Annotated in this window: 10 protein-coding genes; 3 read left to right on the plus strand and 7 right to left on the minus strand. The window is 73.6% G+C overall.

The genetic code is table 11. The annotated features are described in order from the left end of the window. The first annotated feature begins 328 nt into the window (after window positions 1–328). The 3 genes from OG286_RS20245 (at window position 329) to OG286_RS20255 (ending at window position 3,131) form a co-directional block, all read left to right on the plus strand. Window positions 329–1,282 (plus strand): ParA family protein, encoded by a 954-nt coding sequence (locus OG286_RS20245; RefSeq protein ID WP_396323004.1) that lies wholly within the window; start codon window positions 329–331, stop codon window positions 1,280–1,282. Then, window positions 1,279–2,391 (plus strand): ParB/RepB/Spo0J family partition protein, encoded by a 1,113-nt coding sequence (locus OG286_RS20250; protein WP_396322991.1) that lies wholly within the window; start codon window positions 1,279–1,281, stop codon window positions 2,389–2,391. The genes OG286_RS20245 and OG286_RS20250 overlap by 4 nt, the downstream gene beginning before the upstream one ends. 122 nt (window positions 2,392–2,513) lie before the next feature. Continuing rightward, a complete protein-coding gene (locus OG286_RS20255) occupies window positions 2,514–3,131 on the plus strand; it encodes a GNAT family N-acetyltransferase (protein ID WP_396322992.1) in 618 nt (205 codons plus the stop codon). Window positions 3,132–3,206: 75 nt separating this feature from the next. Here the strand turns inward: OG286_RS20255 and trxA are convergent, their stop codons facing one another. From trxA to OG286_RS20290, 7 genes are all read right to left on the minus strand, one after another. Further along, window positions 3,207–3,533, minus strand: a complete 327-nt coding sequence (trxA, locus tag OG286_RS20260; RefSeq protein ID WP_396322993.1) for a thioredoxin — start codon at window positions 3,531–3,533, stop codon at window positions 3,207–3,209. Between the two features lie 136 nt (window positions 3,534–3,669). Continuing rightward, complete coding sequence (gene trxB, locus OG286_RS20265) at window positions 3,670–4,635, minus strand: thioredoxin-disulfide reductase (RefSeq protein WP_405360592.1); 966 nt, start codon at window positions 4,633–4,635, stop codon at window positions 3,670–3,672. Between the two features lie 173 nt (window positions 4,636–4,808). Beyond that, window positions 4,809–5,819: a hypothetical protein gene (locus OG286_RS20270; protein WP_405365645.1), complete on the minus strand. Its 1,011-nt coding sequence runs from the start codon at window positions 5,817–5,819 to the stop codon at window positions 4,809–4,811. Continuing rightward, the gene (sigM, locus tag OG286_RS20275; protein ID WP_396324349.1) at window positions 5,816–6,592 is read right to left on the minus strand and encodes an RNA polymerase sigma factor SigM; all 777 of its coding nucleotides are present in this window, start codon (window positions 6,590–6,592) and stop codon (window positions 5,816–5,818) included. The genes OG286_RS20270 and sigM overlap by 4 nt, the downstream gene beginning before the upstream one ends. Before the next feature lie 46 nt (window positions 6,593–6,638). Then, window positions 6,639–8,633 carry a protein kinase family protein gene (locus OG286_RS20280; RefSeq protein ID WP_396324348.1) on the minus strand — a complete coding sequence of 665 codons (1,995 nt, stop codon included), beginning with the start codon at window positions 8,631–8,633 and terminating at the stop codon, window positions 6,639–6,641. A gap of 307 nt (window positions 8,634–8,940) precedes the next feature. Next, entirely contained in the window at window positions 8,941–11,535 is a 2,595-nt protein-coding gene (murJ, locus tag OG286_RS20285; protein WP_396324347.1) for a murein biosynthesis integral membrane protein MurJ, read from the minus strand. 58 nt (window positions 11,536–11,593) lie between these two features. Next, window positions 11,594–14,062, minus strand: coding sequence for a DUF6049 family protein (locus OG286_RS20290; RefSeq protein WP_405360589.1), 2,469 nt, complete (start codon window positions 14,060–14,062; stop codon window positions 11,594–11,596). Between the last annotated feature and the right edge of the window lie 262 nt (window positions 14,063–14,324).

The raw sequence follows: 14,324 nt of genomic DNA on the forward strand, positions 1-14,324 counted from the left end.
CGACGCTCGACACGGGCGGGTGGTCCTCGGACTGCCCGCCCGTTCGCATGGGGGTGAGGCCGCGTCGCGGTGAAGTGGCGCGGTGAGGCGTGGCGCGGCGGTGTCGGGTGGGGGGACGGAGGGGTGACGCGAAACCATCGGAGTGTCGCACCGTCAGATTTCCGACATAGCGGGCATGGTGTTTCACGTGAAACGTCGCTCTCTCCTCTCCGACGGTATCGATCTTCGGCTCCGCCGCGGGCTCGGCCTCTTCCGGGCGGCGACTGTTGCCGCTCCGGTTCCACGTGAAACACTGACCTCCATGCAGGACTCGGAGACCATCGACCAGATCGATGACACGCCCATCGCGCGTGCTGCCCAGGCTGCGGTCCAGGCGATCGGCCGAGCGGGCGAAGGCCTGCCCCGGCCCGCCGACACCCGGGTGATCGTGGTGGCCAACCAGAAGGGCGGGGTGGGCAAGACCACCAGCACCGTCAACATGGCCGCCTCGCTCGCCATGCACGGACTGCGCGTCCTGGTGGTCGACCTCGACCCGCAGGGCAACGCCTCCACCGCGCTCGGCATCGACCACCACGCCGAGGTGCCGTCGATCTACGACGTCCTGGTGGAGGGCAAGCCGCTGGCCGACGTGGTGCAGCCGGTGGTGGATGTCGAGGGCCTGTTCTGCGTCCCCGCCACCATCGACCTGGCCGGAGCGGAGATCGAGCTGGTCTCGCTGGTCGCCCGGGAGAGCCGGCTCCAGCGCGCCATCGCCGCGTACGAGCAGCCGCTGGACTACATCCTGATCGACTGCCCGCCCTCGCTCGGCCTGCTGACCGTCAACGCGCTGGTCGCCGGCCAGGAGGTGCTGATCCCGATCCAGTGCGAGTACTACGCGCTGGAGGGCCTCGGCCAGCTGCTGCGCAACGTCGAGCTGGTCCGGGCGCACCTCAACCCGACGCTCCACGTCTCCACCATCCTGCTCACCATGTACGACGCCCGGACCAGGCTGGCCGCCCAGGTCGCCGAGGAGGTCCGGACACACTTCCAGCAGGAGGTGCTGAGCACCGCGATCCCGCGCTCGGTCCGGATCTCCGAGGCACCCAGCTACGGTCAGACGGTGCTCACCTACGACCCGGGCTCGACCGGCGCGCTCTCCTACCTGGAGGCCGCCCGGGAGCTGGCGATGCGGGCGGTGCCCGCAGGCGGCAACGGCTCGTTGGTGGGGCAGCAGCGGGACGGCAGCGGTGCGGGGCAGGGCGCCCCGACGGCACAGCACGGTACGACGGAGGGCAATCGGTGAGTGGTCGCAGGGGTCTGGGACGAGGGCTCGGGGCGCTGATCCCGGCTGCCACACCGGCAGTCGGCGGGGCAGCGGCGGAGCCCGCGGCGGCCACGGCCGCACCGGCTCCGGTGGTCTCCACCGGGACGGTGTCGCCGGTCGCGGTGCCGGTGCTGCCGACCGGCCGCGGCACGGTGGCGGCGAAGGCCGCCGCGGAGAGCCTGCGGGAGCAGGCCGACCGGGAGCGGGCGACGGCGGAGCCCACCGGACCGGAGCTCGCCCAGGTGGCCGGCGCGCGTTTCGCCGAGCTGCCGCTGGACTCGATCACGCCCAACCCGCGCCAGCCGCGCGAGGTCTTCGACGAGGACAAGCTGGCCGAGCTGGTCGCCTCGATCAAGGAGGTGGGCCTCCTCCAGCCGGTCGTGGTGCGCCAGGTCGCGCCCGAGCGCTTCGAGCTCATCATGGGCGAGCGCCGCTGGCGGGCCTCCCGGGAGGCCGGGCTGGAGCAGATCCCGGCGATCGTCCGGGCCACCGAGGACGACAAGCTGCTGCTGGACGCCCTGCTGGAGAACCTGCACCGGGCGGAGCTGAACGCGCTGGAGGAGGCCGCCGCCTACGACCAGCTGCTGCGGGACTTCTCCTGCACCCACGACGAGCTGGCGGACCGGATCGGCCGCTCGCGTCCGCACGTGTCCAACACCCTGCGGCTGCTGAAGCTCTCGCCCTCCGTGCAGCGCCGGGTGGCCGCCGGCACGCTGACCGCGGGGCACGCCAAGGCACTGGTCGGTGTGCCGGACGCGGAGCGTCAGGAGGAGCTGGCGAAGCGGATCATCGCGGAGGGCCTCTCGGTGCGGACCACCGAGGAGATCGTCAAGCTGATGGACCCGGAGCAGAAGCCGAAGCGCCCGGCCGGGCCCCAGGCCGGCAAGCTGCTCTCCCCGGCCTTCAACGACCTGGCGAGCCGGCTCTCGGACCGCTTCGACACCCGGGTCAAGGTCGAGGTCTCGCAGCGCGGCGGCAAGCTGGGCAAGGGCAAGGTCGTGCTGGAGTTCGGCTCGGTGGAGGACCTCAACCGGATCCTGGACAGCCTGGCCCCGGGCGAGGACGGGCTCCGGCTGTCGCAGGGCTGAGCGGGCTTAGGGCGTGACCCGATGGGTGCATGTTCCACGTGAGCGGCGTTTCACGTGAAACATGCACCCATCGCCGTTCGGGGGGAATGCTCGACTGTGGAGTGGACGAGGAGGTGCGGGGTATGGGACGCCGGATCGCTCCGCTGACACTGGACAACCTCGCGGATCTGCCGACCACCTGCCGCTCCTGCGTCTTCTGGGAGCTGGACCCGGTGAGCGGCCGCGCGGCGGTGGAGTCCGGGAAGCCGGAGCTGGAGAAGGAGGGGTGGATCTCCGCGGTGCTCCTGGAGTGGGGCTCCTGCGGCCGGATCGTCTATGTGGACGACAACCCCGCCGGCTTCGTGCTCTACGCCCCGCCCGCGTACGTCCCGCGGTCGCAGTCCTTCCCGACCAGCCCGGTCTCGCCGGATGCGGTTCAGCTGATGATCAGCCGGGTGCTGCCGGGCTACCAGCGGCAGGGGCTCGGCCGGGTGCTGGTGCAGACGGTGGCCAAGGACCTGGTGGGGCGCGGGGTGAAGGCCATCGAGGCGTTCGGCGCGGTCGGGCGGCAGCCGCCCAGCTGCGTCCTGCCGGCCGACCACCTGCTCGCGGTCGGCTTCAAGACCGTCCGCCCGCACCAGCGCTACCCGCGGCTGCGGTTGGAGGCCAGGACCACGCTCTCCTGGCGCGGGGACGTGGAGGTGGCGCTGGAGCGGCTGCTGGGCGGGGCGCGCAAGGAGCCGGCGCTGCGGCCGTTCTAGAGGGCGGGGCGGAGACGACGAGGGCGGGGCTCCCGGTGGGGAGCCCCGCCCTCGTGGCGTCGCGGTGGGCCGGACCTAGATGAACTCGGCCAGCTCGCGCAGCAGCGCGGCCTTCGGACGGGCGCCGGTGATCGACTTCACCGGCTCGCCGCCCTTGTAGACGATCAGGGTCGGGATGGAGATCACGTTGTACGCCGCAGCGGTCTGCTGGTTGGCGTCGACGTCGAGCTTGGCGATGGTCAGCTTGTCAGCGTGCTCGGCCGCGATCTCGTCCAGGATCGGGGCGACCTGGCGGCACGGGCCGCACCAGGTGGCCCAGAAGTCGACCAGAACGGGCTTCTCGCTGTCCAGGACATCGGCCTTGAACGTCGCGTCGGTGACGGTGGTGGTGGCGCCGGCCACGGGGACTCCTCGGGGTCAAACGGAGAGGGCTGCTGCCAGGAGAACAACGGGCGGGCCCGTTCTGTTTCTTGCCTGGCCGGAACGGGGGTGTTCCACGTGGAACACCCCCGCGGGGTCGATCGGGTCGTGCGGTGGCTCAGACCGCGACGGTTGCGGCCTGGGCCTCCAGGTCGGCCAGCGAGGCCAGGTAGCGCTCGGCGTCCAGCGCCGAGGAGCAACCGGTGCCGGCGGCGGTGATGGCCTGGCGGTAGGTGTGGTCCACGACGTCGCCGGCGCCGAAGACGCCCGGGACGTTGGTCCGGGTCGAGGGGGCCTCGACCTTCAGGTAACCCTCGGCGTCGAGGTCCAGCTGGCCCTTGAACAGCTCGGTGCGCGGGTCGTGGCCGATGGCGATGAACAGGCCGGTGACGGCCAGCTCGCGGGTCTCGCCGGTGGTGGTGTCGCGCAGGGTGACGCCGGTCAGCTTCGGGTCGCCGTGGATCGCCTCCACCGCGCTGTCCCACTCGAAGCGGATCTTCTCGTCGGCGAAGGCGCGCTCCTGCATCGCCTTGGAGGCGCGCAGGGTGTCCCGGCGGTGGATGATCGTGACGCTGCGGGCGAAGCGGGAGAGGAAGGTCGCCTCCTCCAGTGCGGTGTCACCGCCGCCGACCACCGCGATGTCCTGGTCGCGGAAGAAGAAGCCGTCGCAGGTGGCGCACCAGGAGACGCCGCGCCCGGAGAGCTTGTCCTCGTTCGGCAGACCGAGCTTGCGGTGCTGCGAGCCGGTGGTGACGATCACGGCGCGGGCCTTGTGGACGTTGCCCTCGGAGTCGGTGACGGTCTTGATGTCACCCGTGAGGTCGACCGCGACGATGTCGTCCGGGATCAGCTCGGCGCCGAACCGCTCGGCCTGGGCCCGCATGTTGTCCATCAGCTCGGGGCCCATGATGCCGTCCCGGAAGCCGGGGAAGTTCTCCACCTCGGTGGTGTTCATCAGCGCGCCGCCGGCGGTGACGGCGCCCTCGAAGACCAGCGGCTTGAGGGAGGCACGGGCGGTGTAGAGCGCGGCCGTGTAGCCGGCCGGGCCGGAACCGATGATGATCACGTTACGGACGTCGCTCACTGCATCTCCTGGTTCGCATCGCGACCCGCGTTAGGTGCGGGGAGGGCGGTCCTGCTCCGCCGCCCGGGACAACGACTGACCAGTCTCTCGCATTCCCAGGCGGATCCGTACCAGGTGCCCGCAGTGTGGGAGCGCCGGACGGCCCGGAGCGTGGATCGTGGGGGCACCACCGGTCAGCGGGCCGGGACGGTGCGGTGCAGCAGGACGGGGCCGCAGTCGGGGGCGCGGAGGTAGACGTCCAGCTTCTCCGGCTGGTCCGGGACGGCGTACACCAGGGCCTCGGCCGGGGCGCCGTCGTAGCTGCCGGAGTCGGCGGCGAGCAGCCGCCCGGCGCCCGGCGCCGGGCAGGCCGTGGCGCTGTGCCCGCCGGCGATCCCCTGCTGCCCGTCGGCGGGCGGTACGTCGGACGTACCCGTGGACGGCCGGGACGACTGGGCGGCGCCGTCGGGGGTGACGCCCGTCCGGGCGAGCAGCTGCCGGACCTGGGCGGCCAGCTGGTCGTCCCGGTAGACGGTGCCTCCGTGCTCGGTCCTGGGGGTGTCGGGGGCGCCGCCGGGCACGGCCCCGGAGGTGTCGGGGGCGCCGCTGGGCACGGCCCCGGCGGCGGAAGCGGCCGTGGTGTCCGAGGCCGTCCGGTCGGCCGGGGAGAACAGCAGGGAGCCACCGAGGCCCGCCCCGAGCAGGACGGCGGCCGCGCCGAGCAGCAGGCCGATCCGGCGGCGCCGGGAGCGTGGGCGGCCCGGTCCGGTGGCCGCGGAGCCTGCGGGCCTTCCCGGTGGCCCGAGGGGGGCCTGGGAGGGGGTAGCGGAGGGCCGGGACGCGCCGGCCGGGGCGGCGGTCTGCCCGGGCGACGCGGGGGCCTTCCGGGGGGTTCCGGGGCCCTCGGCGGGTGCGTCGTGCTCGGCGGCCGCGGCGGCCAGGGCGGCGTCCAGCCGAGCGACGACGTCGGAGGGCATGGCCGGCGGCTCGGCGGAGCCCAGCAGGGCCTGCACTTGGGTGAGCGCTTCGGCGGTCTCGCGGCAGTCGGCGCAGCCGGCCAGGTGGCTCCGGAGCGCCGCGGCTTCGTCGGCGGACTCGACGAGCCCCTCGGCGAGGTCGGCCAGCTCGTCGACGGAGGGGTGCGGTCCGGCGGCGTGCGGTTCCACGGGGTCGCCGGGGTCGGGGGAGGAGAGGGGGGCCGTCATCGCGTGCTCGCATCTCCTTCCAGAATCGGCCGGCCGGTGTCCGGGCCTGTCCTTGTGACGGTGCGCGCCCCGGACGGGTTCCCGGGCGGCGAGGCGGCGGCCCGCGGGGAGCGGGCCGGTCTCTCCGTTTCACGTGGAACAGCCTCACGTGGAACACCCTCGTCGCGTGGCCCGGTGCCCGCGGCCGGCGCGGTGCCGTCCTCGCGCAGGTGGCGGACCAGCGGCAGCAGCCGGGCGCGGCCGCGGGCGCAGCGGCTCTTCACGGTGCCGACCGGGACGCCGAGCAGCCCGGCCGCCTCGGCGACGGGGTAGCCCTGCATGTCGACCAGGACCAGCGCGGCCCGCTGCTCGGGGGGCAGCTCGGCGAGCGCCGCCGTCAGCTCCCGGTGCAGCTCGGCCCGGACCACCGGGGAGTCGGCCGGTTCGGCGGAGCCGACCAGCGCGTCCAGCCGCTGCGGGTCGTCGTCCAGCGCCTTGGTGCGGCGGGTGGCGGCGCGCCGGGCCCGGTCCAGGCAGGCGTTGACCACGATCCGGTGCAGCCAGGTGGTGACGGCCGAGCGGCCCTGGAAGGTGTGGGCGGAGCGGAACGCGGAGACCAGGGCGTCCTGGAGGGCGTCGGCGGCCTCCTCGCGGTCGCCGAGCGTGCGCAGGGCGACCGCCCAGAGCCGGTCGCGGTGACGGTCGACCAGCAGGCCGAAGGCGTCCCGGTCGCCGGCGACGTGCCGGGCGAGCAGCGCCGCGTCGTCGTCCGCCGGGTCGGTGCCGTCCGCCACTGCCACCCCTCGTCGTGCCTGTCGTGTTCGTCCCGCGACCGATGGGTCAGCCGAAGACCTTGACCTCGGCGATCTGGCCGCGGAACTTGCCGTCCTTGCTGTCCTTCGGAATGTTGGTCAGCCAGATCAAGAGATAGCGGGTGGTGGTCGGGGAGTCCAGAGCGAAGTCGACCGAGGTGCCGCTGCCCTTGCCGACCACCGTGAAGGAACCGGGCTGGGCGCCGGCCGGGTCGGACTGCGCCTGCGACTTCGGCACCCGCAGCTCCGCCATGGTGCTGCCGATGAACTGGACGTTCACCGCGTTGACGGCCTGGGGGGAGCCGAGGTCGATCAGCAGGCCGGTGCCCTCCTTGTACCCGCCGGGGGCGAACTGCTCGTTGTAGCCGAAGGTCGTCCAGGCCGAGGTGGGATCGCCGTCGAAGGCCTTGTCGAGAATGTGGGCGGACTCCGGCGAGTCGCCCTTCGGGTTGTACGACAGGGCGGCCTTCACCGGGATCGGCACCGGGGTGTGCGCCACGGCGTGCACGGTCGGGGAGCTGGTCGGGGTGGGCGTCGAGGCCGCGACGGTCGTCCCGGGGTTGCGCAGGGTGTCGACCAGTTGCCAGGAGGCCACGCCGATCGCACCGAGGGCGACCGTCCAGGCCGTCACCTTGACCACCCGGCGCAGCCGCCGCCGGGTGCGCCGGACCGGGGCCTGCCGGGCGGCGAGGGACGCCGTGGCGGGACCGGTGTTGGGGGCGGCGATCACCCGGGTCGGGTTGGGCGCGGTGGGCAGCGCGTGGGTGTTGTGCCGCGGCGGGGCGGTGAAGGCGGGCAGCTCCGGCTCGGGCTGGCGGATGCGCGGCATCAGCGCGACCGCCTTCGCCAGCTGCTCGGGGGTGGTGATCGGCTCGGCGTGGTGCGGCGGCTGGTCCAGCAGGGCGCGAGCGGCCAGCTCGGAGAGGCCCTTGTGGACCCCGGCCCGGACCTGGTCCGGCGGTACGTCGCGGAGGTTCCTCGGGAGGCCCTTGAGGTCGTAGCGGTCCTCGGGGAACGGCCAGCGGTGGGTGAGCGCGGCGAACAGCAGGGCGCCGATGGCACGGGTGTCGGTGCGCTCGGCGTCGTCGGTGCCCTCGCCGGCGACCTCGTCGGGCAGGCCGCGCAGGGCGGCGTCGACCGCGATGCCGTTGATCCGGTACTGGCCGCTGTCGGTGCGCAGCACGCAGCGCGGGGTGAGCCGCAGATGGGCCTGGCCGCGGCGGTGGGCGGCGGCGACCGCGTCGGTGACCTGGCGGACCATCTGGTACGCCTCGTGCGGCTCCATCGGGCCGGTGGCGAGCAGCTTGGCGAGGTCGGAGGCGTGCGGCAGCCACTCCCGCACGACGTAGACCAGCTCGCCCTCCTGGACGGCGTCCAGCACCTGGACGAAGCGCGGGTCGCCGAGCAGCGCGGCGGACTTGGCGGCGGCCAGCACCTTGCGGGCGCGCTGGTGGCCCGAGGCCATCAGGTGGACGCCGACGGCCCGGCGCAGCTTCTCGTCGACCGCACGCCAGCTGCTGAAGGTCTCGGTGTGGGAGATGCACTCCTCCAGCCGGTACCGGTTGCCGATCTTGTCGCCGCTGTGCCGCAGCGGGGCCGGCAGGGTCTTCGGGAGGGTGCCGGTCTCGCGCGGGTCGTGGGTGGGCTGCGGGTCCTGCGGCGGGCGGCCGGCGGGGCGTGCGGTGGCGCCGTCGGCGGTGCCCGCCCGGCGGGCGCGGTCGCCCGCGGCCAGTTCGGCGCGGATCTCGTCGGTCGAGAGCGGCGCGGTGATCTCGGAGGTCTCCTCGCCGGCGGAGGCCGTGGGGGACGGCGCGTCGTCGCCGCCGCGGTCGTCACCGCTCCCGGTGCCGGCCTCGCCGTCGGCTTCGGGCGCGTCGGCCTGGTCGGCTTCGGTGGCCTTGCCGGCCGCGGTGGCCCGGCCCGTCTCGCCGGCGAGCTCGTCGATCGCCGCGGCCAGTGCGGCCTCGTCCGCCGCCCCGTCAGCTGCTGACGTGTCGACGACCGCCTTGGTGCCATCAGCCACCGTGGTCCTGCCTCCCCTTGTGTCGCCCCGGCCTGAGAGAGTCGCTGGAGCCGATCGGGCCGAGGCCCCGTGCTCCAGGTCAATTGTGCCCACTCTTCTCCACCGGGTACGACCGCTGAAAGGTCCACGTGGTTGCGCGATGGTGGAGAGATGTGGTGCAGATCCGGCACTGGGCCGCCATTCCGGGCCCGGGAGGACCCCGGGCGCGGAGGGCGGCCCAGTACCCGCCCCATCGGGGCGGAGAAGCCCGGCCGTCCGGTTGACGCCCGGTCAGGGCGGTGGCCGGTACGACCGGTTGGTGCGGAGGTCAGCGGCCCAGTCGGCCGCGGACCATCCCCAGCATGGCGTTGAGCTCCTCGATCCGGAGCTTCTTCGCGATCAGCACGAAGACGGCGAGCTGGAGGCCGCCGGCCACGACGATGGTGAGCACGCTGCCCAGCCAGCCGTCGATGACCTGCTGGACCGCCAGGCTGACGCCCACGCCGACCAGCGCGGCCGGGACGCAGGCGGTGATCAGCCGGGTGTAGGTCTTGCCGATCCGCTTGGTGTCCAGCCCGCCGATCTTCTTCTTCAGCTTGGGCACCGCCACCGTCACCCCGATGGCGTAGGCGAGACCGTACCCGAACGCCATGCCCGTGACGACCCACTCGGCGGGCAGGACGAACCAGCAGGCCAGCGAGAAGGCGGCCTGGCAGGCCGCCACCCAGACGGTGTTGGAGAACGGCGTCCGGGTGTCCTCGTAGGCGTAGAAGCCGCGGAGCATCACGTACTGCGCCGAGTACGGGATCAGGCCCAGCGCGAACGCGGAGAGCATCAGACCGACGTTGGTGGCGTTGTCCAGGGCGACGTCGTTGCCGCCCACCGCGTAGATCGCACGGCCGATCGCCGGGCCCAGCGAGAGGAACAGGAACGCGCCCGGGACGACCGCCACCGCGGTGGTGCGCAGCCCGTACGAGAGGTCGTCGCGGACGGCGCCGGCGTCCTCGTCGGCGGCGGCCCGGGAGAGCCGGGGGAGGACCGCACTCATGATCGAGACGACGATCACCGCCTGCGGCAGCTGCCAGATCAGCAACGCGTTGGAGAACGCGGAGAGACCGACGCCGCCGTGGCCGCCCTTCTCGGCGGCGTTCCCGGCCGCGGTGGCCAGCTGGGTGATGACCAGGTAGCCGGCCTGGTTGGCGAGGACGAAGAAGAACGTCCACTTGGCCAGCCGGGCCGCCTTGCCCAGGCCGTGGCCGCGCCAGTCGAACCGCGGGCGGAAGTGGAAGCCGGCCGCCCGCAGGTAGGGCACCATCGCCAGCGCCTGGACGGCGAGGCCGACCAGCGTGCCGATGCCGAGCAGCCGCACGCCCTCGGGGGAGATCGTCTCCGGGGTGACCTTGGTGCCGCCGAAGCTGCCGAAGACCCAGAGGTACGCGGAGAAGGTGAAGATCACCACGATGTTGTTGAGGACCGGGGTCCACATCATCGCGCCGAACCGGCCGCGGGCGTTGAGGATCTGGCCCATCACCACGTGGATGCCCATGAAGAAGATGGTGGGCAGGCAGTACCGGGCCAGCGCCACGGTGGTGTCGGCGCTGGCGGGGTTCCTCATCAGCGGGTGCGCGATCAACTGGACCAGCAGGGGCGCGCCGAGCACGGCCGCGAAGGTCACGCCGGCCAGACCCACCATCACCAGGGTGAGCAGCCGGTTGGCGTAGGCGGTGCCGCCGTCGGCGTCGTTCTTCATGCTGCGGACCAGCTGCGGCACGAAGACGGCGTTCAGGGCGCCGCCGCCGATCAGGATGTAGAGCAGGGTGGGCAGCGTGTTCGCGGCGTTGTACGAGTCGCCCATCACGCCGAGGCCGATCGCCGCGGCGATCACCATCGTCCGCAGGAACCCGGTACCGCGGGAGACCAGGGTGCCGGCCGCCATGATCGCGCTGGAGTTGAGCAGGCTGGCGACCTTGCCGCCGCCACCGGCCGCCGGAGCGGGTGCCGCGGGGGCGTGCTCCTCGGCGGCCAGCTCCTCCAGGGGCTCCACCGCGGGCGGAATCTGCACCGCCGCCACCTGCATGGTGGCCTCCTCCTCGGAGAGCGGCGGGTCGAACTCGATCGGGGGCACGAACGGGCGCTGCCCGTCCGGGCCGTTCGGACCGTTCGGCCCGCCGTGGTGGCCGTGCTGGCCCGGTCCGCCCTGGTACGCGCCGGCCGGGGGGAACGGCGCGGACGAGGGGAACGGCGCCGGCGCGACGGGCTGCTGGGCGAGCAGCGGCTGGACCGGCTGGACCGGGGGCTGCTGGGCGGGCGGACGGCCCTCGGCGGCCGGGGCGGCGGGGCCGCCGGGGGCGGCCTGGGTGCCGCCGAACAGCGCGTCCACGCCCACGTACTCGGTGGACTCGGAGTCCCAGGCGGAGTGCGCCGGGCCCGGCTGCCACTGCTGGTCCGGCTGTCCCTGCTGCGGTCCGGCCCACTGGCTGCCGACCGGCGCCGGCCGCGCCCACGGAGTGCGGGGCTCCTGCCAGTCCGCCGCCGGCTCCTGCTGCTGCGCCGGGGCCGGGGCCTGCTGCTGCGCTGCCACCTGCTGCTGGGCCGCGGCCTGCTGCGGCGGGGTGTCCCAGCCGGGCTGCACCGGCGGGACGGGCGGGGCGAACGACGCCGGCGGCACCGGCGTCGGGTAGCCGCCGCCCTGCGGCGGCAGCTGCGGCGGCACGTCGTACGCGGCGGCCGGCGGCTGCGGCGCCGCGGGCCGGGTGGCCCGCAGGCCGTACGGATCCTGACCGTCCCCGGGGCCCTGGTACGCGTCGGCCGCGTACGGGTCCTGGGCGTAGGTGTCGGCCACGTACCAGTCGCCGGACGGCGACTCGGCGCCCGGCCGGCTCTCACCGCGGCCCGGCGGCCGCTCCTCGCTGCGCCCGGTCATGTCACCTCTTCGCTGTCGTGGGGGAGGCCGACCCGGCATCGGGCGGGTGTCGGCGGTATCAAGGACCAACCTTCTCATTGCTGGTGGCCCGATCCCGGCCATCTGTGCTGCTGCCGCGCGGTGTCCGCCCGGCGTCGCCGGGTCCGGCACCCCCGGCGGGGGCCGCTCCCTCGTCGTCCTCCTCCGGGGTGTCGGCCTCCTCGCCGGCCGCCGGGCCGTCCACGAGCGGCGCGTCGCCGATCGGCTCGTCACCCTCGTCGCCGTTCTCCGCGCGACGCTTGCGCTGGCGGAAGAACCGCAGTGCCGCCAGCAGGAGCAGCACCAGGCCGCCGCCGAAGACGTAGAGCACGCCGTTGGTCACCGAGGTGACCTCCACGGTGAACTGCCGTGCCTCGCCGTACTGCTGCGGGTTCGGGCCGGTGGTCCAGAGCTCGGCGGTCACGGTCACCGGGCCGTTGTTCTGCGCCTCGGCGGGGAACCGCAGGGTGACGCCCTGCGAGGCGGGCAGCACCAGCTCCTCGGCCGGGTGGATCTTGAGCCGGTTGGCCTGGGTCGGACGGAGCACCAGCTTGAGGTTGGTGACCGGCTGGGTGAGGTTGTTGCGGACGCTGACCTGCAGCACCCCGGTGTCCCCGGCGAAGGTGATGGAGGTCTTCTCCGGGACGTTCACCGCGTCGGTCAGCTCTTTGAGGTAGCGCTTCACCCCGTCGCGGTAGACGGAGCCGGCCGGGGCCTCGTGGCGCCACTCGGTCGACATCGACCGCACCATCGCTGCGCTGAACGGACCGCGGACCCGCTGCGGCAGGGTGAGGACGCGCATCAGAAGATCCAGCTTGCTCTGGATCTCGACGGTGTCCGTCATCACCGAGGACGGCAGCTCCGAGGCCCGGGCCTGCGCCGGGTAGTCGGTGGCGGGCGGGACGTTGGTGTTGGCCTTCGGATCGGCCGGGCCCTGCGCGATCACGTCCAGCTTGACCGGCTCCACCCACTTGCCGGCCTGCGCCGCCTGCACGGCGGTGGCCAGCACCTTGGCGGTGTCCGCGGTCGGCTCGCGCGGCGGCATCACCAGCAGGCCGCGCGGGTTCTGCGGCTCCTGCCGGGAGATCACGAACGTCTCGGCGAGGAACCGCTGCACCGCCAGGGTCTGCGCCTGCGGGGTGTTGAGGTCCGTCTCGAACAGGGCCGAGACCGTTTCGTCGGCCACCGCCGCGTTCAGTCCGTTGCCGATCGGCCGGACCGCGGTCGGGGTGTACTTCAGCGAGTCGGGCTCGGGCAGGCTCGCGCCGTTGACCAGCACCAGCCCGCTGCCGGTGCGCTGCGTCATGGCCGAGATCTGCTGGTCCAGGTAGCCCTGGTAGGGCCAGGCCACGTCCGAGCGGGTGTCCACCGCGAGCCGGCCCTCCACGGTCAGCCGGCCCGCCGTGGTCGCCTTGCCGAGCGCGGTGTCCACGCCCTGGAGCTCGGCGGCGTTGTGGGCGATCGAGGCGAGGTCCGGGTCGGCGTAGGGGAGCGCGACCACCTGGCTGCCGTTCTTGGCCACCGCGGCCCGCAGCTTCTCCAGCCAGGCCGTCGCGGCGGCCGAGCCGGTGCCCACGAAGGTGTTCTCCTCCTTCGCCGCCTTCTTGTCGCTCTTCTCGATGCCGGGCTTCTGCACCCGGTACGTCTTGGACATCGCGAACGCGGTGTCCAGCAGGTCAGGGTCGATCACCCAGGTCAGGCCGGTCATCGACGAGCCGGTCTCGACCAGCTCGTACAGCCGGCCGCCCGGCGCGAAGTCGGCCGCCAGGCTGTCGTCGCGCAGCACCGGGATGGTCTGGTCGTTGTCGGACATGGTCTGCGCGACCAGCACCGGCGCGTGCACCAGCGGCCAGAGGGTGGCGACCTTGGACGGCTGCGCGTCCGTCGGCGTCGGGTCGTACGGCAGGAAGGTCCGGGCGATGCCCAGCGGGCGGTCGTGCTGGTTGTCCGCGGTCGAGCCCCAGACGTCCACCGCCAGCTCGTAGACGCCCTCGCCGGAGAGCTCGAGGTCGCTCACCGCGACGCTCAGCGTGTAGGGCTGGGTCTGGCCCGGGCCCAGCTCGTTGAGCGCGTACTGGGGGCTCTCCAGGTCGACGCCGTCCGCGCCGGCCGGGCTGGTCCGGGTGGTGACCGAGGCCAGCTCGCTGCGGGTGGTCAGCGGCTTGCCCAGCCACGGCTTGCGGACCGCCGCGTGGGCGGACTTGAGCACCGACTTGCCGCCGTTGGTGATGTGCCCGGAGATCGTCACGGTGCCGTTCTGGACGGCCACCGGTTTGTTCACCGCCTCGATGGTCATCACCACCGGGTACTCGGCGGAGACGCCCGAATCGGCGGCGGGGCGCGGGCCCCCGGCGGGCAGCGCGGCGGCCGGCAGCGCCGGCAGCAGCGCCAGCACGGCGCCCAGCACGGCCGCGAACCGCCGCACGGTCCGCGCCGTGCGGCGCGCGGGGCCGCGTTCGTGGGTCGGTCCGTACGCCTCCAGGCCCGAGTGCCGTGCCGGCTCGCTCATGCGCCCACCTCGCTGCCCTCGGCGGTCGCTTCGCGAGACGCGCACCTGTTGTCGGCTCGCTCGCTTCGCTCGCTCATGCGCCCACCTCGCTGCCCTCGGCGGTCGCTTCGCGAGACGCGCACCTGTTGTCGGCTCGCTCGCTTCGCTCGCTCATGCGCCCACCTCGCTGCCCTCGGCGGTCGCTTCGCGAGACGCGCACCTGTTGTCGGCTCGCTCGCTTCGCTCGCTCATGCGCCCACCTCGCTCACGCGCTTCGCCCTCG

The sequence above is a fragment of the Kitasatospora sp. NBC_00039 genome, assembly GCF_045160625.1.
Taxonomy (GTDB): Bacteria; Actinomycetota; Actinomycetes; order Streptomycetales; family Streptomycetaceae; genus Kitasatospora.